This window comes from Thioclava sp. F1Mire-8 (assembly GCF_002213165.1).
Classification (GTDB): domain Bacteria; phylum Pseudomonadota; class Alphaproteobacteria; order Rhodobacterales; family Rhodobacteraceae; genus Thioclava; species Thioclava nitratireducens.
This window is the reverse complement of the sequence record NZ_NBNY01000001.1, coordinates 1396758-1415264: the sequence shown is the minus strand read 5'-3', so window position 1 is coordinate 1415264 and position 18507 is coordinate 1396758. Positions and strand designations below refer to the sequence as shown.

Sequence of the window (18507 nt, the reverse complement as noted above, 5' to 3'; positions counted from 1 at the left end):
GCCGAGATTCGAGAAAAGCGCCCATGCCCCACGATCATCACCACCACCATCTCGACGCCGATACGAGCGATAACCGTGTGCTCTGGGCGGTGGTCGTCAATGTCATCCTGACGGTCGCGCAGGTGCTGGGCGGGGCGATCGCTGGCTCGATGGCGCTGATCGCGGACGGGGTTCATAATTTCTCCGACGCGGCGGCGCTGGTGCTGGCCTTCGGGGCGCGCAAGCTGGCCAAGCGCGGGGCGGATGCCGCGATGAGCTTCGGCTGGTCGCGCGCCGAGGTCATCGCGGCCTTCGTCAATTACATCGCGCTGATCCTGATCTCGCTCTGGCTGATCGTGGAGGCGGTCGGGCGGATGATCGATCCGCCTCAGGTCGATGGCTGGATCGTGGTCTGGCTCGCGACGCTGGCGCTGATCGTCGATCTGGCGACGGCGGCGCTGACCTATGCGCTCTCCAAGCACAGCCTGAACATCCGCGCGGCTTTCCTGCATAATCTGGCCGATGCCGGGGCGTCGGTCGCGGTGATCGTGGGCGGTGTCGTGATCCTGCTCTACGACTGGAAGATGGTCGATCCGATCCTGACCATCGGCATCTCGCTCTTCATCCTGTGGCATGTCGCCACCGATCTGAAACCGGTGCTGCGCATCCTGATGCTCGGTGCCCCGCCCGAGAAGGACAGCACCGAGGTACGCCGTGCGCTGGGGGATGTCGAAGGCGTCGAGGGTGTCCACCACGTCCACCTGTGGCAGATCGACGAGCGGCGCGTCTCCGTCGAGGCGCATCTCGTGCTGGCGGAGGGGCGGAATTACGCAACCGTCATTGCGCGGGCCAAGGATATGCTGGCACACCAGTTCGGCATCCATCATGCGACGCTGGAGCCGGAAAGCGCGGATCTGGGCTGCGCCGACCACAAGGCACCTGACGACCACGCGGCTCGCGATCACGACCATGCTCATGAGCACGGGGCGCACCCCGCGCATTGAGCGCGGGGCCTAGCGTAGCCAGTCCAGACTTTCCGGTGTGCTGCCCTTCGGCGTGTACTCCGCCGAGACGTAGCCATCATAGCCTGCCGCATCGAGCGTCGCGAAGAAGCCCGCGAGATCGCTTTTGCCCGAACCGGGCGCGCCCCGGTCCGGCGCATCCGCGAATTGCACATGCGCCGCGCGATGCCCGTGCGCGGCCCAACAGCCCGCCAGATCGCCGGTCAGCATCTGCGCGTGATAGGCGTCGAATTGCAGATGTAGGTTCGGGGCAGCGACCGCGTCGAGCACTTCCGCCGCGAGATCGAAGCTGTCGAGGAAATAACCGGGCATGTCGGTCGGGTTGACCGGCTCGATCGTCAGGACCCGTTTCGGCGCGCGCGCCGTCGCCCATTTCAGGTTCTCGATGTAGGTCGCGCGGGCCTCCGCCCCTTCGGCCTTGCCCGCCATGATATGGATGGCGCGTGGCTTCAGGATATCGGCGAAGCGCATCGCGCGGTCGAAATCGCGGCGGAAGCGCGCTTCGCTGCCCGGTACCGCGGCGAAGCCACGATCGCCGCCGGTGTAATTCGGCGGCGGCACGTTCATCAGCACGAAGCTCAGGTCGTGACGGATCAGTTCGTGGCGCATCTCTTGCGCGGAAGCGTCGTAGGGAAACAGCACCTCGACCGCGTCGAAGCCGGCTTTTCTTGCCGCTTTGAAACGATCCATGAAAGGCAGTTCGGTGAAGAGGAACGTCAGGTTCGCGGCGAACTTCGGCACATCACAGCTCCGCGGCACGCATGATCGGGAAGAAGCTGCCAGCCGAGATCACACCGGTCCAATCTTCGCCCTCAAATTCGCGGGTCACGGCGAGATCGACGAGCCGGTAAAAGCTCTTGCGGTCGATCAACGCCTCCAGTCCGCGGCGCACATGCAGATAGGGGCGGGGCTCGCCTTCCTCGCTATGTTCCACCCGGATCGCGTGGTCTGCATCGGCAAGAACCACGTCGCCCACATTGGTCGTGAAGCGAATCGACTGGTCGTCGCCCTCGCCCTCAGTGGTGAAATCGACGGCGATGAACGGCGCGTCCTCGACCCGGATGCCCACCTTCTCGACCGGGGTAACGAGATAGTATTTCCCGTCCTCCAGTTTCAGAATCGATGAAAACAGTTGCACCAGCGCCTCGCGGCCGATCGGCGTGCCAAGATAGAACCACGTCCCGTCGCGGCGGATCTCCATATCGAGGTCGCCGCAGAAGGGCGGATCCCACAAATGCACGGGCGGCGGGCCCTTTTTGCTGGCTTTCTTGGCTGCATCCGCAAGCCCATCTGCCGTGGGGGAAGAGGTCGAAACTGTCTGTTTGTGATCCGTCATGCGAATTTGGCCGTTGGTCGGAGCGTGGTTATCTGCTTTGCTGGCAAGATAGGCATCAACGGGGAGAATGTCATGGCCGAGCCCGAAAAGCTGATGGAAGATATCGAACGACTTGGCGGCAAGCTCGCACAGGCGCGCGCCTCGATCGACCGGCGATTCATCGGGCAGGATCAGGTGGTGGAGCTGGTTCTGGCGGCGATGCTGTCCGGGGGGCACGCGCTTCTGGTCGGCTTGCCGGGCTTGGGCAAGACGCTTCTGGTCGAGACGCTGTCGACCGTGATGGGGCTGGGATCGAACCGCATCCAGTTCACGCCGGACCTGATGCCCGCCGATATTCTGGGCTCCGAAGTTCTGGAAACGGCGCCCGACGGCAGCCGCGCGTTCCGCTTCCTCGAAGGCCCGGTCTTCTGCCAGCTTCTGATGGCGGACGAGATCAACCGCGCCTCGCCCCGGACCCAGTCTGCGCTTCTTCAGGCGATGCAGGAACGCGAGGTCACCATCGCCGGCGAGCATCGCCCGCTTGGCCCGCCCTTCCACGTTCTCGCCACGCAGAACCCGATCGAGCAGGAGGGCACCTATCCACTGCCCGAGGCCCAGCTCGACCGTTTCCTCGTTCAGATCGACGTCGATTACCCGGATCGCGAGACAGAGCGCTCGATCCTGCTGGCGACCACCGGTGTCGCGGCGGAGGGCGCGCATACCGTCTTCACCCCGGCCGAACTAATCGAGGCGCAGGGGATCGTGCGGCAGATGCCCGTGGGCGAGAAGGTTGTCGATGCGATCCTCGATCTGGTGCGGCTGTGCCGTCCGCGCGAGGCCGAGGCTCCTGACTTCATCCGCGATGCGCTGGCCTGGGGACCGGGGCCGCGGGCCGCGCAGGCGCTGATGCTGACCGTTCGGGCGCGTGCGCTGATCAATGGCCGACTGGCGCCGACGCTGGACGACGTGCAGGCAATGGCCCGCCCGGTGCTGATCCACCGCATGGCGCTGAGCTTCGCGGCCCGCGCCCGGGGCGAGACGTTGGGCGACCTGATCGACCGCGCCGTGGCAGAGGTCACCGGGCCGCGCGCCGCCGGGGCCGCCGCTTGAGCGTGACCTCCGATACCACAGCGCCGGGGCCCGCCCCCGCGCTGAGCCTGCGCCGCGAGGCGGAAGGGGCAGCCTCTGCGCTGCCTCCGCTGCTGGTCGCGGCGGAGCAGTTGGCGGCGACCGTTCAGATGGGGTCACATGGGCGCAGGCGCGCGGGATCGGGCGACGAATTCTGGCAATACCGCCCCGCCCATGCGGGCGACGAGCTGCGCTTCGTCGATTGGCGGCGCTCGGCGCGCTCGGATAGCCAATATGTGCGCCAGCGCGAATGGCAACTGGCGCAATCGGTGCATCTGTGGGTCGATGATGCGGCCTCGATGCGCTTCACCGGGGCCGAGAGCGGTCGCAACGCCCGCGTCACCAAATCCGAGCGCGCGCGGGTGTTGGGCCTCGCGCTCGCGGTGCTGATGGTGCGCGGCGGTGAGCGCGTGGGGCTGACCGGTCCTCTCGCACCACCACGGCCCGGACGCGCGCAGCTGATGGAGCTTGCGGGCCTTCTGTCGCGCGAGGCGGGCGTGCAGGATTACGGCGCGCCCGAAATCGCGGGCGTCACGCCGCAATCGCGCGTGGTGCTGCTGTCGGATTTCTTCGGTGATCTCGGCCCGATCGAGGCGGCGCTGGGGCGTCTGGCGGATCGAGGCGTGTCGGGCGTGATGATGCAGGTGCTCGATCCGGACGAAGAAGCCTTCCCCTATGACGGGCGCACGATCTTCCAGTCGATGACCGGCGCGCTGGTCCATGAGACGCGCAAGGCTGGCGATTTGCGTGCGCGTTATCTCGACCGGCTGGCCGCACGGCGCGATCAGCTCGCCACGCTTGCGCGCAGCGCGGGCTGGCAGTTCTCGACCCATCACACGGGCGATCCGGCGCAGGTGGCGCTGCTCTGGCTCTATTCCGCGCTCGAAAGGGGGCGCTGATGTGGATGCTCGGCCCCATCGGCTTCACCGCGCCCTGGCTTCTGCTGGGGCTCGCCGCGTTGCCGATCATCTGGCTGATCCTGCGCGCGGTACCGCCCGCGCCGATCCGCAGGCGCTTCCCGGGCGTCGCGCTGCTTTTGGGCCTCAAGGACGAGGAAGTGCAGGCCGCGCGCACGCCGTGGTGGCTGCTGGCGCTCCGTCTTCTGGCGCTGGCCGCCGCGATCATCGGTTTTGCCGGGCCGGTCCTGAACCCACAGCGGGTCGTGCCCGGAACCGGGCCGCTCCTGATCGTGGTCGACGGTAGCTGGGCCTCTGCCCGCGATTGGTCGCGCCGGGTGGAGCGGATGACGGCGGCGCTGAAGGACGCGCAGCAGGCGGGCCGTCCGGCAGCTGTAATTTCGCTGGCCGATCCGCCGCCCGCACAGGTGAGTTTCACGGATGCGGGCGCGCTGATCCAGTCGCTCCCCGGCATCCAGCCGCAGCCTTGGGCGCCGCAGAACTTCGACGCCGCAAACCTGCCGGACGGGAATTTCGAGACGCTCTGGCTGTCTGACGGGTTGGCCCGCGACGGCCGGGCCGGTGTTCTGAGCGCGCTGGAGGCGCGCGGTCCGGTCAAGGTCTGGCAGCCGCAACTGCCGGTTCTGGCGCTGGGCGCGGCCCGGATCGAGGATGGCGCGCTCGTCGTGCCCGCGCTTGCCTCCACTATTCCGCCCAGCCCGCGCGATGTCGCCGCTGTAGGGCGCGATCCGGCGGGTGTCGAGCGCGAGCTGGCGAGCCAGCCGCTTCAGTTCACCGACAGCCGCGAAACAGAGCTGCGTTTCGATCTGCCGCCCGAGCTGCGCAACCGTATTACCCGGATCGAGGTCACGGGCATGCGCTCGGCCGGTGCGGTGAGCCTGACCGATGACGCGGTCAAACGCCGCAAGGTCGCGATCCTGTCGGGTGCGCGCGACCGCGAGGGGCTGGAGCTGCTCTCGCCCACGCATTACCTGCATCAGGCGCTCGCCCCTACGGCGGACCTGATCGAGGGCACGCTTGCCGATGTGCTGACCGCCGATCCGGACGTGATCATCCTCGCCGATATGGCCGATCTGCCCGAACAGGCTAAACTGCAGGAATGGGTCGAGAAGGGCGGGCTGCTGATCCGCTTCGCAGGGCCGCGCATGGCCAATGCCAATCTCGACGCCGACACGTTGCTGCCGGTGCAGCTGCGTGCCGGAGGCCGCTCGCTGGGCGGCACGATGAGCTGGGGCGATCCGCGCGCGCTGGCGCCCTTCCCGGAAAACTCGCCCTTCACGGGGCTGACGGTGCCCGACGACGTGACAGTGAAGGCACAGGTCATGGCCGAGCCCGCGCCGGACCTGAGCGAACACACGATCGCCGCGCTGACCGACGGCACGCCGCTCGTCACCCGCGCCAAGATGGGGCAGGGGGCGGTCGTGCTGTTTCACGTCACCGCCAATGCCGAATGGTCGACCCTGCCGCTGTCGCTGCTGTTCCCGCAGATGCTGGAACGGCTCGCGGTCTCTGCCCGGCCCGCCGCGCCGGAAGAGGCTGATCTCGCAGGCCAGACCTGGGTGCCTCAGAAGCTGCTCGACGGGTTCGGGCGGCTGCAGGATGCAGGCGCGGCGGCGGGTGTGCCGGGCGAGGAGCTGGCCAAGGCCGAGCCGGGGCCGAAGCTGCGCCCGGGCATCTACACCGCCGAGGACCGCTCGGTCGCGCTGAACGCCCTGCCGCGCGGCGCGACGCTTTCGCCCGCGAGCTGGCCTGCGAATGTCCCCGTCGAAGGGGCTTTCGAACAACGCGAAATGCCCTTGAAAGGCTGGCTTCTGGGGGCTGCGCTTGCGGCGCTTCTGCTGGACATCCTCGCGACGCTGGCGCTCTCGGGCAAGCTCTGGGGGCCGCGTGCGATGAAGGCCGCCGCTTTCGGGGCCGCCGTGATCCTCGCAAGCTTCGCGCCGCCGCAAGCCCATGCCGAGGATATGGATCCGGCGCGCGCGATCGAGGCTGCGTCCAACGTGGTTCTGGCCGCGATGCCCACCGGCGATGCCGAAGTCGACCGGGTTTCGATGGCCGGGCTCAAGGGCCTGTCGCAGGTTCTCAACCGGCGTACCACGGTCGAGCCTTCCGCGCCGATGATGGTCGATCTGAAGAACGACGATCTGGCCGTCTTTACTTTCATCTACTGGCCGATCACGGCAGATCAGCCTGCACCGAGCCCGATGGAATATGCCAAGCTGAACCGCTACCTGCGCGGCGGCGGGATGATCCTGTTCGACACGCGCGACGCCGATATCGCGGGCTTCGGCGAGGCGACGCCCGCAGGCAAGCGTTTGCAGGCGCTGGCCGCGCCCTTGGACATTCCGCCGCTCGCGCCGATGCCGGATGATCACGTACTGACCCGCACCTTCTACCTTCTGCAGGATTTCCCCGGTCGCTATGATGGCACGATCTGGGTGGAGGCTCCGCCAGCCGATGCCGAACGCGCCGAGGGGATGCCGTTTCGCAACCTCAATGACGGGGTGACGCCGGTGGTGATCGGCGGCAACGACTGGGCCTCGGCCTGGGCCGTCGACGATCGCGGGATGCCGATGTTCCCGGTGGGGCGCGGCCGCACCGGCGAGCGTCAGCGCGAAATCGCGGATCGCTTCGGGGTGAACCTGATCATGCATGTGCTGACCGGCAACTATAAATCCGATCAGGTCCATGTGCCTGCGCTTCTCGAAAGGCTGGGGCAATGAACGGGCTGTCGGTAATCTTCGCGCCGCTTCTGCCATGGCCTGTGATCGCGGGCGCGGCCGCTGTGGCGGCCGTTCTGCTGGCGCTGGCGCTCTGGCGCGGGCTTAAGGGCTGGGCGCTGCGGGCCTTGGCCGCGCTGGTGCTGCTGGCCGCGATCGCGCAGCCCTCCTTGCAGCGCGAACAGACCACGCCACTGTCGAATATCGTTTTGCTGGTCGACGACCGGTCCTCCTCGCAGAAGCTCTCGGATCGCGGGCAACAGACCGACCGCGCCGTGGCACGTCTGCAAGCGCAGCTCGATGCGATGCCTAATGTGGAGACGCGCCGGATCACCGTTCCGGACGGGGCCGACAATGCCGGCACCGAGCTGGGCGCGAGCCTCGCCGAGGCGCTGGCCGCCGAGCCGCGCGCCCGGGTCGCGGGGGCGCTGATGGTCACCGACGGGCAGGCCCATGACGCGCAGCTTGCCCCCGATCTGCCCGCGCCGCTGCAGGTGCTGCTGACCGGCAAGCGCAGCGACTGGGATCGTCGTATCCTGATCGAGACCGCGCCTTCCTTTGGCATTATCGGTGAGGAAACCGATATCCGTCTCAAGGTCGAGGATATGGGCGCCGTTCCCGAAAGCGCGGGCGGCGTGGCCGATCTGACGATCTCGATCGATGGCAAGGATCCGAAAAGCTACAAGGTGCGCACCGATCGCGATCTGGAACTGCCGCTGACGCTGACCCATGGCGGGCAGAACGTGGTGCAGTTCACCCTGACGCCGCTGGATGGAGAGCTGACCGACCGCAACAATGTCGCGACCGTGCAGATCAACGGCGTGCGCGACCGGCTGCGGGTGCTTCTGGTCTCGGGTCAGCCCCATGCGGGCGAGCGGACGTGGCGCAACCTTCTTAAGTCGGATGCGGGCGTCGATCTCGTGCATTTCACCATCCTGCGTCCGCCGGAGAAACAGGACGGCGTGCCGGTGACGGAGCTGTCACTGATCGCCTTCCCGACGCAGGAGCTGTTCGTCGACAAGATCGACCAGTTCGATCTGATCATCTTCGACCGCTACGGCGCACGGGGTATCCTGCCGTCGGCCTATTTCGACAACATCAAGGATTACGTCGAGCGCGGCGGCGCGATCCTAGTGGCCGCCGGTCCGGAATTCGCAACCGTCGAGAGCCTCTATCAGACGAGCCTTGGCGACATCATGCCCGCGCGCCCCACCGGCCGCGTCATGTCGGAAAGCTTTCTGCCGCGCCCGACCGATCTGGGCCTGCGCCACCCGGTGACCGCCGGGCTGGAAGGGGCACCTGCGCCCGAGGGCGAGGATACGGCCGCCGAGAAAGACGGCCCGCATTGGGGGCACTGGCTGCGCCAGATCGAACTGACGAACCCCACCGGCGAGGTCGTCATGTCCGGGGCCGAGGGCAAGCCGCTGCTGGTGCTATCGCGCGAAGGCGAGGGGCGGGTGGCGCTTTTGGCGTCCGATCAGGCATGGCTCTGGGATCGCGGCTATGACGGCGGTGGGCCACAGCTCGAATTGCTGCGCCGTATCGCGCATTGGGAGATGAAAGAGCCTGAACTGGAAGAGGAGGCACTCTATGCCGAGATCGATCCCGGCGCGCTTTCGATGCGGATCATCCGTCGCACGATGGAAGATACCGCGCCGCCGGTGACCGTGACGCTGCCCGATGGCTCGACGCAGGAAGTGCCGCTGACCGAGACCGCGCCGGGTCGCTTCACCGCGCGCTGGACCGCGCCCGAGGCAGGGCTCTACCGGCTCAAGGACGGCGATCTGGAGCGGGTCGTGGCGATGGGCCCCGCCAGCCCGCGCGAGTTCGAACAGACGATTGCCAGCGGCGATCCCCTCGCTGCCGTGGTCGAGGCGTCGAATGGCGGCGTGACGCGGCTCGAAGACGGGGTGCCCGATATCCGCGAGGTGCGTGCGGGGCGGCCCTCGGCAGGGCGCGGCTGGATCGGCATCACGCCGCGCGGCGCAACGGCCACCACCGATATCCGCGTGCAGCCGCTGATGCCCGCCTGGGTCTGGCTGCTCCTCGCAGCGCTGCTGACCGTGGGGGCATGGCTGATCGAAGGGTGGAATCGGCGCAGCGGTGGCGGCGGGCCGAGCGAAGCGTGACCCAAGCGGGGATTGCCCGGAGACCGCTTCGCGTGTAGCAGGTGTTAGCGGTATCGGAACGCGAAGACGGAGGAGAGACCCCGATGATCCTGAGCTGTGGTGAGGCACTGATCGACATGCTCCCGCGCGAGAGCGCGCAAGGCGAGCCGGCCTTTGCGCCCTATCCCGGAGGAGCGGTGTTCAATACCGCGATCGCGCTGGGGCGGTTGGGGGCGCGCTCGGGTTTCCTGTCGGGGCTGTCGGAGGATCTGTTCGGGCAGATGCTGGTCCACTCACTCTCTGATAGCGGCGTCGATGCGGGGCTCTCGGTCCGCTCGGACCGGCCCACGACGCTGGCCTTTGTGACGCTCACCGACGGCCATGCGAGCTACGCCTTCTACGACGAGAATACCGCGGGTCGCATGCTGAAGATCGAGGATATGCCTGCGATCCCGGCAGAGGTGAAGGCGATGTTCTTCGGTGGCATCTCCCTGCCGGTCGAGCCCTGCGGCGCGGCCTATGAGGCGCTGATGCTGCGCGAGGCGGAGAGCCGCGTGACGATGATCGACCCGAATATCCGTCCCGGTTTCATCCGCGACGAGACGGCCTATCGCGCGCGGCTTGAACGGATGTTCGCCGTGGCAGATATCGTGAAGGTCTCGGACGAGGATCTGCGCTGGATCGAAGGGCCGGGCACCATCGCCGATCTCGCGCGCGGGCTGCTCGCCAAGGGGCCGAAGCTGGTCTTCGTCACCGAAGGCGCGACCGGCGCGCATGGCTTCTCGAAGCACTGCGAGGTGTTCGTGCCTGCGCGCAAGGTCGAGGTAATCGATACGGTCGGCGCAGGCGACACATTCAACGCTGGTGTTCTGGCGGCGCTGGATCGCGCCGATGCTCTCGACAAGCGCAAGCTTGCAGGAACCGAGGAAGAATTGATCTCCGACTGCCTCAAGCTGGGCGTGGCCGCCGCTGCGGTCGTCGTCAGCCGGGCAGGGGCCAACCCGCCCTGGTCGGACGAGCTGGCATGAGGGCGCTGGTCCAGCGGGTCTCCGAAGCCTCGGTCACCGTCGACGGCAATCGCATCTCCGAAATCGGGCCCGGCCTTCTGATCCTGTGCTGTGCGATGCAGGGTGATGACGAGAAAGTGGCCGAGAAACTGGCAGAGCGGGTCTCGAAACTGCGCATCTTCAAGGACGAGGCGGGCAAGATGAACCGCGCGGTGGGTGATATTGGCGGCGCCTGTCTGGTGGTCAGCCAGTTCACGCTGGCCGCTGACACCTCGCGCGGCAACCGCCCCGGTTTTTCTGCTGCCGCACCGCCCGAAGAGGGCGATCGGCTGTATCGGCATTTCGCCCGGCACCTCGAATCTCTGGGCCTGCCGGTCCAGACCGGGGCGTTCGGCGCGGATATGAAAGTGGCGCTTCTGAACGACGGGCCGGTCACGATCTGGATGGACAGCGCCGACCGTCCGTGAACGTCGCTGGGGCAGTCTTGCTCCCCTGAAAATCGCGGGCTATTGCAGGCCATGGCCAAGCTCTACTTCCATTATTCCACGATGAACGCGGGCAAGAGCACGATCCTCTTGCAAGCCTCCCACAACTATATCGAACGCGGGATGGAGACGTTCCTCGTGACCGCGCGGCTCGACAATCGCGCGGGCGACGGGCGCATCGCGAGCCGGATCGGCATCGGTGCGGAGGCGGCCTGTTTTACCGAAGAGACCGATATGTTCGCGCTGATCGAGAAGCGCTTGGCGGACGGCCCCTGCGCCTGCATCTTCGTGGACGAGGCGCAGTTCCTGACCGAGACGCAGGTCTGGCAGATCGCCCGCGCGGTCGATGACCTGCGCGTGCCGGTGATGTGCTACGGGTTGCGCGTGGATTTTCAGGGCAAGCTGTTCCCCGGCTCGGCGGCGCTGCTGGCGCTCGCCGACGAGATGCGCGAAGTCCGCACGATCTGCCATTGCGGCAAGAAGGCCACGATGGTGGTGCGGATGGGCCCGGACGGACAGGCGCTGCGCGATGGCGATCAGGTGCAGATCGGTGGCAACGAGACCTATGTCAGCCTCTGCCGCCGTCATTGGCGCGAGGCGATGGGAGAGGCCTAAGCCTCAGATCTTCTCGACCACGACCGAGCCCACCGAATAGCCCGCCCCGAAAGAACAGATCAGTCCGATCTCGCCCGGTTTGAAATCGTCGGAATATTTCGAAAACGCGATGATCGAGCCGGCAGACGACGTGTTGGCGTAGTCCTGCAGGATATTGGGCTGCTCGCCCGGTTCGGGATCGCGGCCCAGAACCTTCTTGCCGATGAAGTCGTTCATCGATTTGTTCGCCTGATGGAGCCAGAGGCGGTGCAGGTCCTCGGTCGCCACGCCAGTCTCGGTGAGGTGGTCGTGGATATGGCCCGCCACCATTGGCAGCACTTCCTTGAAGACCTTACGGCCCTCCTGCATGAACTGCATGTCGCGGCGGTCGGCCACGCCATCGGGCCGGGTGCGGCGCAGGAAGCCGTTATTGTTGCGGATGTTGTTCGAGAACTCCGTCGCGCAACGGGTGGAACGGATCAGGAAGCCATGTGGCGCATCCTCGCGCCGTTCGATTAGCGTCGCGGTCGCCACATCGCCGAAGATGAAATGGCAATCCCGGTCGCGCCACTCGAGATGGCCCGAGGTGATTTCGGGGTTCACGACCAGCGCGCGCCGCACGGAGCCGGTGCGGATCATGTCGGCGGCGGCCTGAATGCCGAAAGTGGCCGAGGAACAGGCGACGTTCATATCGAAAGCGAAACCGCCCGCGCCGAGAAGCTTCTGAATCTCGATCGCGATGGCGGGGTAGGCGCGTTCCATGTTCGAGGCCGCGCAGATCACCAGATCGACGTCCTCGCCCGTGCGGCCCGCCATCTTCAGCGCCTTGTGGCAGGCATCGAGCGCGATTTCCGCCATGATGCCGGGCTCTTCATCCGAACGCTGGCGCAGGCGCGGATACATGCGCGTGGGGTCCAGCACGCCTTCCTTGTCCATCACGTAGCGCTGCTCGATCCCGGAGGCTTTCTCGATGAACTCGACCGAGCTATGCGGCTTGGCCTCGATCTCGCCTGCGGCGATGGCCTCTGCGTTCTCGGCGTTGAACAGATCGGCATAGGCGTTGAATGCTTCGACCAGTTCGGCATTCGTGATGACGTGTTCCGGCGTATAGACTCCGGTCCCGGTAATGACGGCTTGATGCATCGGATCCTCCTTGGCAGAGCCTCCCGCCAAGGAGGTGAAAGGTCAAGACGACACGCGATTGGGCGGCGTGTTGCCGTCACGAAAGGCGATGAGATTGTCGACCGCCATGTGGCCCATGTCGTCGCGCACCTCAAGAGCGGCGGTGCCCAGATGCGGAAGCAACGTGACGTTATCCATCTCGCGCAGGGCCTCGGGGACGTCGGGCTCGCGCTCATAGACGTCAAGGCCCGCGCCCGCGATCACATTGCCCTGCATCGCCGCCACCAGTGCCGCCTCGTCGACGATATCGCCGCGTGCGATATTGATGAGATGCGCATGCGGCTGCATCTTCGCGATCTCGGCGGCGCCGATCAGGTGATGCGTGGCGGGGCTCGCCGGCACCGCGATCACCACGAAATCGGAACTGGTGAGCAACTCGTCCTGGCTCAAATGCGTCGCGGGGAAGCCCGGGTCGACGGGGGTGCGCTTGGTGTAAGCCACCTCCATGCCGAAGCCGAAATGGCAGCGTTTCGCGATCGCCGTGCCGATGCGGCCCAGACCGATGATCCCGACTTTCTTGCCCGAGACGTGCTGGCCTAGGAATTGCGTCGGCGTCCAGCCGGTCCACTCGCCGCGCCGCACGAACCGCTCGCCCGCCGAGGCGCGCCGTGCGCTCATCAGGATCAGCATCATCGCGATATCGGCGGTGGCGTCCGTCACCGCGCCCGGCGTGTTGGTCACCGTGATGCCCTTCGCCTCGGCGGCGGCCACGTCGATATGGTTATAGCCGACCCCGAAGTTGGCCACGATCTTCGCGCGCGGGCTGCCCTCGAAGGCCGCCGCCGTCACCTTGTCGCCAAGCGTGACGAGAAGCGCGTCATACTCGGCCAGAGCCGCGCGGGTTTCCTCCTCGGTCATCGGCGCGGCCCCGTTGCGGAAGGTCACGTCGAATTCGCGCGCCACGCGGGCCTCGACTTCGTCGGTCAGCTTGCGGGTCACGAGGAGCTTCATCAATACATCCTCCCGCCGATCGGGACGTCCTTGTCGGGCGTCAGCAGCACGACCTCGCCCGCCTCGTCCGGCACGCCGAGCACCAGTGCCTCGGACATGAACGGCCCGATCTGGCGCGGCGGAAAGTTGACCACGCCGAAGACCAGCTTGCCGACCAGCTCCTCGGGCGCGTAATGCACCGTGATCTGGGCGGAGCTTTTCTTCACGCCGATCTCCGGGCCGTAATCGACCCAGAGCTTGATCGCGGGCTTGCGCGCCTCGGGGAAGGGCTCGGCCTGCGTGATCCGGCCGCACCGGATGTCGACCTTCATGAAGTCGTCGAAGGAGATGGTCATTTCCCCAGCTCCCGGTTGCGCGCGATATTCGCGGCGACCGCTTTGCGCATCAGGGGCGGCATGCCGGTCTCGGGGTCCATCAGAACCTCGAGCGCCGCTGCCGTGGTGCCGCCGGGCGAGGTGACGTTCTCGCGCAGCTTCGACGGGCTCTCGTCGCTATCCTCGGCCAATTGCCCCGCGCCGCCGACGGTCGCCTTGGCGAGCCGCAGCGCCAGGTCGGGATCGAGCCCCTCGGCCTCGCCCGCTGCCGCCATCACCTCGATCAGGTGGAAGACATAGGCCGGGCCCGAGCCGGAGACGCCGATTACCGCATCCATCTGGCCCTCGTTGTCGAGCCGCACGACCTGACCCACGCCGGTCATCAGCGCATCTGCCGTGTCGAGATCGTCACTCGTCGCGTTCGGATTGCCGACGATCGCGGTCACGCCACGGCCGATCGCGGCGGGCGTGTTGGGCATGGCGCGCACCAGACGCGCCTGCTTGCCCAGCATCTTCTCGTAGCCCTCGATGGTGATCCCCGCGGCGACGGTGACGAACAGAGTATCGCCTTCGGCCATGGCCGACAGCTGCGGCAGCGCGTCGGCCATCATCTGCGGCTTCACCGCGACGAGGACGACAGCCGGGTTGTCGGGCAGTTCGGCGTTGAGATTCACGCCGGACTCTTTCAGCCAGTCGGATGGATTCGGATCGACCACCCAGACCGAAGCTGCGGGCAGACCGCCCTTCAACAGCCCCTGAAGGATCGCGCCGCCCATGCGTCCGCAGCCCAGAATGACGAGGCCGCGGTCGGAAATGTTATCAAAGCTCATGCTTCCCCCTTTGGTTCGGGGGGAGATTAGGCGCGCCCGTAGGCCTCCGCAATGGCCACCTGCATCGCGTCTTCGGGAGTGCGCTCGCCCCAGGTCGCCAGCTGGAAAGCGGGGTAGAACCGCTCGGAGGACACGACAGCCGCGCCGATCAGCCGGTCGATCTGCTCCGGCCCGGGCATCTGCCCGCCCGTTAGCACCAGCCCGTGCCGCCAGACCATCAGCCGCTGATCGGGCCAGAAGGTGAAGGCGCCGGTCCAGACCCGGTCGTTGATGCGGTTGAGAAGCTCGTAGAGCGCGCCCTCACGGGTCGCGGGCGGGTCCATCTCGAAAGTGGAGATCAGCCGCAAGGTTTCATCCATCGGCGACCAGGCGAGGGTGATCGAGTAAGTCCGCCACTGACCCTCGACCGCCATTGCGATCTGGTCATCGGTAACCCGGTCGAATTCCCATTCATGGGCTTCAGCCAGCGTCTCGACGATGTCGATCGGGTGGAGTTCCTCGGCGTACAGATAGTCTTCGCTCAGTGCCATGCTCGTATCCCCCTGCCTTTTTAGATGCCCGGAGTGCAGCTCCCCTAGGGCTTGTCGGCTTTACAAGGAACGGCGGTAGCAGCCGCCTTTCCCTACAACATATCGTGTAGGCAGGTTTGCGTTCTGTAAAGCAATTTGTGGTGGATAAGCCGGGCGGGTGCCACGAAATCTGGGGATAGTTCATCCACAATGCGGGGCCATTGGCTGGCTCTCTTCCGCTAAGTATTTGAGATCGCTTTGAAACGCAAAAAGCGCCCGAAGGTCGGGCGCTTTTTGAGGCGGTTTGGTGGAGCCTAGGGGGATCGAACCCCTGACCTCGTCATTGCGAACGACGCGCTCTCCCAGCTGAGCTAAGGCCCCGTACCGTGGCGTGGTATTTCGCGCAAGGCGCGGGCGTTGTCAAGCGGCCCGCCCGCGCCGCACGCTAAAATTTCTGCCGATCCGCTTTATGCGGGCACCGAGATTTTCGACTTCACGAAATTGACCAGATCGCCTGCCGGGCGGGCGCCTGCGGCACGGGCGACCTCGCGGCCTTTCGCGAACAGGATGAAGGCGGGGATGCCCTGAATCCGGTAGCGTTGAGTCGCGGTAGGGTTCACCTGCGTGTTGATCTTCGCGAGCCGCACATGCGGTGTCAGCTTCTCTGCGGCCATGTTGAACTGCGGCGCCATCGCCTTGCACGGGCCGCACCACGGCGCCCAGAAATCGACCAGCAGCGGCAGGTCGTCCTTCTCGGCCTTGGCGAGCGTCTTGAAATCTACTTCCGTCACCTTGTGCGAAACGAGCCATCCGCCGCAGGTGCCGCATTTCGGGTTCGCGCCCAGCTTCTCGGCGGGGACGCGGTTGGCCTGTCCGCAATCGAGGCAGGTCACACGATAGCTTTGAGAGGATTGGGTCATGTCACCCCTCCTTTACATTGGGTTGAAAGATATATCGGGAACCCACTTCGGCTTTGCAAGGAGACGACATGACGCGCTGGAAAGAGCTGAGCCCCGAACGCCAGATGGATCTTCGCGCCGCCTATGACATCGAAATGGCGCGGCAGACCAATACCTGCTCGATTGACGAGAAGATTGCGCGCTTCGCCGAATGGCTCGCGCCGCAGGGCGTCGCCTTCGGGATGGAAGACTTGGCAAAAGGCTGATCTCTCAGCGGCCTTTCAGGTAGAAGAACACGCCCGCCACGATTAGTGCAGCAATCACTGCCAGTGCGATCTTCCATGCCGACCACGGGCGATCCCCGCGCACGCGGCCCGTCTGGGCGTTGACGACGAAGCGGTAGGAGCGGCCGCGGAACTTGTACGCGGCGGTCCAGATCGGTAGCAGGATATGCTTGAAGGTTTCGGCCGAGAACTGCGGGTCCATCGCGCCGATCCGCTGCTCGTCGCCGCCGATATCGCGACGGATGTCGGTCTGGATGACGCGGATCATCTCTGCCTGCGCGGCATGATGGCCCTCTTGCAGTTGCACGGTGTAGCCCTCGGCGGTGAAGCCCGCGAGGTAATCGCGCCGGTAGGGTTCGAGCGCCGTCAAATCCCAAGGGCGCAGCGCCTGCACGTAATCGGGCGGCAGCGAGCGCGCGGCGTAGATCACCACATCGTCGAAATCGCGCGCGACCTGACCCGAGACCGGGGTCCAGCGGATGCGACGGACCTGCTCGGTGCGGGGGCCCTTGTCGGTCTGCACCGTGCGCGTGACGTAGTAAGCATCGCCGCGCTGCCCGGAATAGCGCGTGCGGGTGGCGGCATCGAAGGTCCAGAAGGGCGCGTAGATGCCGGTCATGCGCCGGCCTTTGCGGGCATATTGCGACAGCCCGTTGGGCGCGAACCACAGCGAGCCGAGCCATTTCGAGAGCGCCGCGCGCGCCTGTTCCTCGGTCAGTTGGAAGGGGAGCACGCCTTGCGGCTTGATCAGCCGCGTCGTGCCGGTATCGACCACCACCGGCGTCGCGCAGAACGGGCATTCGGTCGCGTGCTCGCCATTCTGCAGCTCGATCGAGGCGCCGCAATTGGGGCAGGAGACGGTGCGGTGCTCCTCCATCTCCTGCGCGGGCAATTCGCGGGTCAGCGCATCGTCGAGCGGCAATTCGCGCAAACGGGCCTCACCGCGCCCGGTGGCGGAGGGAATGTCCTGCACATGGCCGCAGTGATCGCAGACGAGCCGCGTCTGGCCCGGCGCAAACCGCAGATCGGCGCCGCAGCTTTCGCAGTGATAGTGGCTCTCGCCGCGTGGGTCGGCAGGGGCGGCAGCTGCGCTCCGCCCCACTTTCGGGAAACCCAGCATCGGATCAGCTCGCAGCAGGCGGGGGCGGCGGCGGTGCGATGGTGAAGAGCTGCGCCAGTTCGGTCACGTCCTCGGCGCGCATCCAGCCGTTCTGACCCGGCGTCCAGACGAGACTGTCACGGGTGAGCGAGCCTTCCGAGACCATGCGTCCCAGATGGCCGCGCCCGAAGGGCCCCTGGGTCTGGCCGTTGACCGCGAGATGCCAGACCTTCTCGACCGGTGGCGGGGGAGGGGGCGGCGGTGCGGCGGCGGCGGGTTGTTGACCCATCTGCCCCCACGGCCCCATCTGCTGACCCATTGCCATGCCCATGCCCGCGCCCATTCCGGCCCCCATCGCCGCGCCCATCCCGGCGGAGGCGCCCGAGCCCGGCTGCCCCATGGCCTCCGCGGCATTATATTGCATGTAGCGGTTCAGATCGCCCACGATGCCCATCGAGGTGCGCTTGTCGAGAACCGCCTCCACCGCTTCGGGAAGCGAGACGTTCTCGATGTAGAATTCCGGCAGCTCCAGCCCGTAATTCGCAATGGTGGGTGCGATCGCCTTGGTGATCACCTTACCCATGTCCGCAGTGTTCGCCGCCATGTCGAGGACCGGGATGCCCGAGCTGGCGATGGCGCGCGAAAACTCCTGCACGATCACGTTGCGCAGCTGGTAGCTGATCTCGTCCGAGGTGAACTCGCCGTCGGTGCCGACGATCTCGGTCAGGAACTTGCCCGGGTCGGTGACACGCATCGAATAGGTGCCGAAGGCGCGGATGCGCACCGGGCCGAATTCGGGATCGCGCGCCATGACCGGGTTCTTCGTGCCCCATTTGAGGTCATTGAACCGCGTTGTGTTGACGAAATAGATTTCGGACTGGAAGGGCGATTTGAACCCGTGATCCCAATGCTGAAGCGTCGTCAGAATCGGCAGGTTGTTCGTCTCCAGCATGTAGAGGCCCGGACCGAAGATATCGGCCAGCTGCCCCTCATGGACGAAGACGGCGGCCTGCCCTTCGCGCACCGTCAGCTTGGCGCCGTATTTGATCGCATGGCCCTCACGTTCGAACCGCCAGACCATCGTGTCGCGGGTGTCGTCGGTCCAGCCGATGACGTCGATGAATTCGCCCGAGAGGAAATCGAGAATGCCCATGGATGCGGTTC

General features: G+C 66.2%; 19 protein-coding genes and 1 tRNA gene. 9 read left to right on the top strand and 11 right to left on the bottom strand.

What is annotated here, in order from left to right:
* Positions 1 to 23: 23 nt before the first annotated feature.
* Positions 24 to 983 carry a cation diffusion facilitator family transporter gene (locus B6V75_RS06465; protein ID WP_088719081.1) on the top strand — a complete coding sequence of 320 codons (960 nt, stop codon included), beginning with the start codon at positions 24 to 26 and terminating at the stop codon, positions 981 to 983.
* Between the two features lie 9 nt (positions 984 to 992).
* Here the strand turns inward: B6V75_RS06465 and B6V75_RS06460 are convergent, their stop codons facing one another.
* Positions 993 to 1742: a TIM barrel protein gene (locus B6V75_RS06460; RefSeq protein WP_088719080.1), complete on the bottom strand. Its 750-nt coding sequence runs from the start codon at positions 1740 to 1742 to the stop codon at positions 993 to 995.
* Between the two features lies 1 nt (position 1743).
* The gene (locus tag B6V75_RS06455) at positions 1744 to 2337 is read right to left on the bottom strand and encodes a DUF1285 domain-containing protein (protein WP_088719079.1); all 594 of its coding nucleotides are present in this window, start codon (positions 2335 to 2337) and stop codon (positions 1744 to 1746) included.
* A gap of 72 nt (positions 2338 to 2409) precedes the next feature.
* On the opposite strand from B6V75_RS06455, the gene B6V75_RS06450 reads away from it, so the two are divergent.
* The 7 genes from B6V75_RS06450 to B6V75_RS06420 all read left to right on the top strand — a co-directional run bounded on the left by B6V75_RS06450 (position 2410) and on the right by B6V75_RS06420 (position 11296).
* The gene (locus B6V75_RS06450) at positions 2410 to 3426 is read left to right on the top strand and encodes a MoxR family ATPase (protein WP_078519704.1); all 1017 of its coding nucleotides are present in this window, start codon (positions 2410 to 2412) and stop codon (positions 3424 to 3426) included.
* Positions 3423 to 4343, top strand: coding sequence for a DUF58 domain-containing protein (locus B6V75_RS06445; protein WP_240496913.1), 921 nt, complete (start codon positions 3423 to 3425; stop codon positions 4341 to 4343). Before B6V75_RS06450 ends, B6V75_RS06445 begins: the two co-directional genes overlap by 4 nt.
* The gene (locus B6V75_RS06440; protein WP_088719078.1) at positions 4343 to 7084 is read left to right on the top strand and encodes a DUF4159 domain-containing protein; all 2742 of its coding nucleotides are present in this window, start codon (positions 4343 to 4345) and stop codon (positions 7082 to 7084) included. The genes B6V75_RS06445 and B6V75_RS06440 overlap by 1 nt, the downstream gene beginning before the upstream one ends.
* The gene (locus B6V75_RS06435) at positions 7081 to 9210 is read left to right on the top strand and encodes a hypothetical protein (protein WP_088719077.1); all 2130 of its coding nucleotides are present in this window, start codon (positions 7081 to 7083) and stop codon (positions 9208 to 9210) included. Before B6V75_RS06440 ends, B6V75_RS06435 begins: the two co-directional genes overlap by 4 nt.
* Positions 9211 to 9293: 83 nt before the next feature.
* On the top strand, positions 9294 to 10217 hold the full coding sequence (locus tag B6V75_RS06430) for a carbohydrate kinase (protein ID WP_088719076.1): 924 nt from the start codon (positions 9294 to 9296) through the stop codon (positions 10215 to 10217).
* The gene (gene dtd / locus B6V75_RS06425) at positions 10214 to 10663 is read left to right on the top strand and encodes a D-aminoacyl-tRNA deacylase (RefSeq protein WP_075776168.1); all 450 of its coding nucleotides are present in this window, start codon (positions 10214 to 10216) and stop codon (positions 10661 to 10663) included. The genes B6V75_RS06430 and dtd overlap by 4 nt, the downstream gene beginning before the upstream one ends.
* Before the next feature lie 51 nt (positions 10664 to 10714).
* Entirely contained in the window at positions 10715 to 11296 is a 582-nt protein-coding gene (locus B6V75_RS06420; RefSeq protein WP_075776167.1) for a thymidine kinase, read from the top strand.
* Positions 11297 to 11299: 3 nt separating this feature from the next.
* Here the strand turns inward: B6V75_RS06420 and B6V75_RS06415 are convergent, their stop codons facing one another.
* From B6V75_RS06415 to B6V75_RS06385, 7 genes are all read right to left on the bottom strand, one after another.
* Positions 11300 to 12418 carry a beta-ketoacyl-ACP synthase III gene (locus B6V75_RS06415; protein ID WP_088719075.1) on the bottom strand — a complete coding sequence of 373 codons (1119 nt, stop codon included), beginning with the start codon at positions 12416 to 12418 and terminating at the stop codon, positions 11300 to 11302.
* Positions 12419 to 12460: 42 nt separating this feature from the next.
* Positions 12461 to 13408: a D-glycerate dehydrogenase gene (locus tag B6V75_RS06410; protein WP_088719074.1), complete on the bottom strand. Its 948-nt coding sequence runs from the start codon at positions 13406 to 13408 to the stop codon at positions 12461 to 12463.
* Positions 13408 to 13743 carry a tRNA-binding protein gene (locus B6V75_RS06405; RefSeq protein WP_075776164.1) on the bottom strand — a complete coding sequence of 112 codons (336 nt, stop codon included), beginning with the start codon at positions 13741 to 13743 and terminating at the stop codon, positions 13408 to 13410. Before B6V75_RS06405 ends, B6V75_RS06410 begins: the two co-directional genes overlap by 1 nt.
* Complete coding sequence (gene proC / locus B6V75_RS06400) at positions 13740 to 14552, bottom strand: pyrroline-5-carboxylate reductase (protein ID WP_088719073.1); 813 nt, start codon at positions 14550 to 14552, stop codon at positions 13740 to 13742. The genes B6V75_RS06405 and proC overlap by 4 nt, the downstream gene beginning before the upstream one ends.
* Before the next feature lie 26 nt (positions 14553 to 14578).
* Complete coding sequence (locus B6V75_RS06395; RefSeq protein WP_088719072.1) at positions 14579 to 15082, bottom strand: YbjN domain-containing protein; 504 nt, start codon at positions 15080 to 15082, stop codon at positions 14579 to 14581.
* A gap of 284 nt (positions 15083 to 15366) precedes the next feature.
* Positions 15367 to 15442 (bottom strand) — tRNA-Ala (locus B6V75_RS06390).
* An 86-nt stretch (positions 15443 to 15528) separates the two neighbouring features.
* Positions 15529 to 15981 (bottom strand): thioredoxin domain-containing protein, encoded by a 453-nt coding sequence (locus B6V75_RS06385; RefSeq protein ID WP_078539752.1) that lies wholly within the window; start codon positions 15979 to 15981, stop codon positions 15529 to 15531.
* Positions 15982 to 16049: 68 nt separating this feature from the next.
* On the opposite strand from B6V75_RS06385, the gene B6V75_RS18615 reads away from it, so the two are divergent.
* A complete protein-coding gene (locus B6V75_RS18615) occupies positions 16050 to 16226 on the top strand; it encodes a hypothetical protein (RefSeq protein WP_158275078.1) in 177 nt (58 codons plus the stop codon).
* Positions 16227 to 16230: 4 nt separating this feature from the next.
* Here the strand turns inward: B6V75_RS18615 and B6V75_RS06380 are convergent, their stop codons facing one another.
* Positions 16231 to 17364 (bottom strand): zinc ribbon domain-containing protein, encoded by a 1134-nt coding sequence (locus tag B6V75_RS06380; RefSeq protein WP_240496912.1) that lies wholly within the window; start codon positions 17362 to 17364, stop codon positions 16231 to 16233.
* A 4-nt stretch (positions 17365 to 17368) separates the two neighbouring features.
* Positions 17369 to 18496, bottom strand: coding sequence for an SPFH domain-containing protein (locus tag B6V75_RS06375; RefSeq protein ID WP_075776160.1), 1128 nt, complete (start codon positions 18494 to 18496; stop codon positions 17369 to 17371).
* Positions 18497 to 18507: the final 11 nt, after the last annotated feature.

Coding starts and splice junctions, on each gene's coding strand:
- B6V75_RS06455 (WP_088719079.1), bottom strand. CDS start 2,337: ATGACGGATCACAAACAGACAGTTTCGACCTCTTCCCCCACGGCAGAT.
- B6V75_RS06440 (WP_088719078.1), top strand. CDS start 4,343: ATGTGGATGCTCGGCCCCATCGGCTTCACCGCGCCCTGGCTTCTGCTG.
- B6V75_RS06420 (WP_075776167.1), top strand. CDS start 10,715: ATGGCCAAGCTCTACTTCCATTATTCCACGATGAACGCGGGCAAGAGC.
- B6V75_RS06405 (WP_075776164.1), bottom strand. CDS start 13,743: ATGACCATCTCCTTCGACGACTTCATGAAGGTCGACATCCGGTGCGGC.
- B6V75_RS06395 (WP_088719072.1), bottom strand. CDS start 15,082: ATGGCACTGAGCGAAGACTATCTGTACGCCGAGGAACTCCACCCGATC.
- dtd (WP_075776168.1), top strand. CDS start 10,214: ATGAGGGCGCTGGTCCAGCGGGTCTCCGAAGCCTCGGTCACCGTCGAC.
- B6V75_RS06465 (WP_088719081.1), top strand. CDS start 24: ATGCCCCACGATCATCACCACCACCATCTCGACGCCGATACGAGCGAT.
- B6V75_RS06410 (WP_088719074.1), bottom strand. CDS start 13,408: ATGAAGCTCCTCGTGACCCGCAAGCTGACCGACGAAGTCGAGGCCCGC.
- B6V75_RS06430 (WP_088719076.1), top strand. CDS start 9,294: ATGATCCTGAGCTGTGGTGAGGCACTGATCGACATGCTCCCGCGCGAG.
- B6V75_RS06385 (WP_078539752.1), bottom strand. CDS start 15,981: ATGACCCAATCCTCTCAAAGCTATCGTGTGACCTGCCTCGATTGCGGA.
- proC (WP_088719073.1), bottom strand. CDS start 14,552: ATGAGCTTTGATAACATTTCCGACCGCGGCCTCGTCATTCTGGGCTGC.
- B6V75_RS06415 (WP_088719075.1), bottom strand. CDS start 12,418: ATGCATCAAGCCGTCATTACCGGGACCGGAGTCTATACGCCGGAACAC.
- B6V75_RS06435 (WP_088719077.1), top strand. CDS start 7,081: ATGAACGGGCTGTCGGTAATCTTCGCGCCGCTTCTGCCATGGCCTGTG.
- B6V75_RS06450 (WP_078519704.1), top strand. CDS start 2,410: ATGGCCGAGCCCGAAAAGCTGATGGAAGATATCGAACGACTTGGCGGC.
- B6V75_RS06380 (WP_240496912.1), bottom strand. CDS start 17,364: ATGCTGGGTTTCCCGAAAGTGGGGCGGAGCGCAGCTGCCGCCCCTGCC.
- B6V75_RS18615 (WP_158275078.1), top strand. CDS start 16,050: ATGACGCGCTGGAAAGAGCTGAGCCCCGAACGCCAGATGGATCTTCGC.
- B6V75_RS06375 (WP_075776160.1), bottom strand. CDS start 18,496: ATGGGCATTCTCGATTTCCTCTCGGGCGAATTCATCGACGTCATCGGC.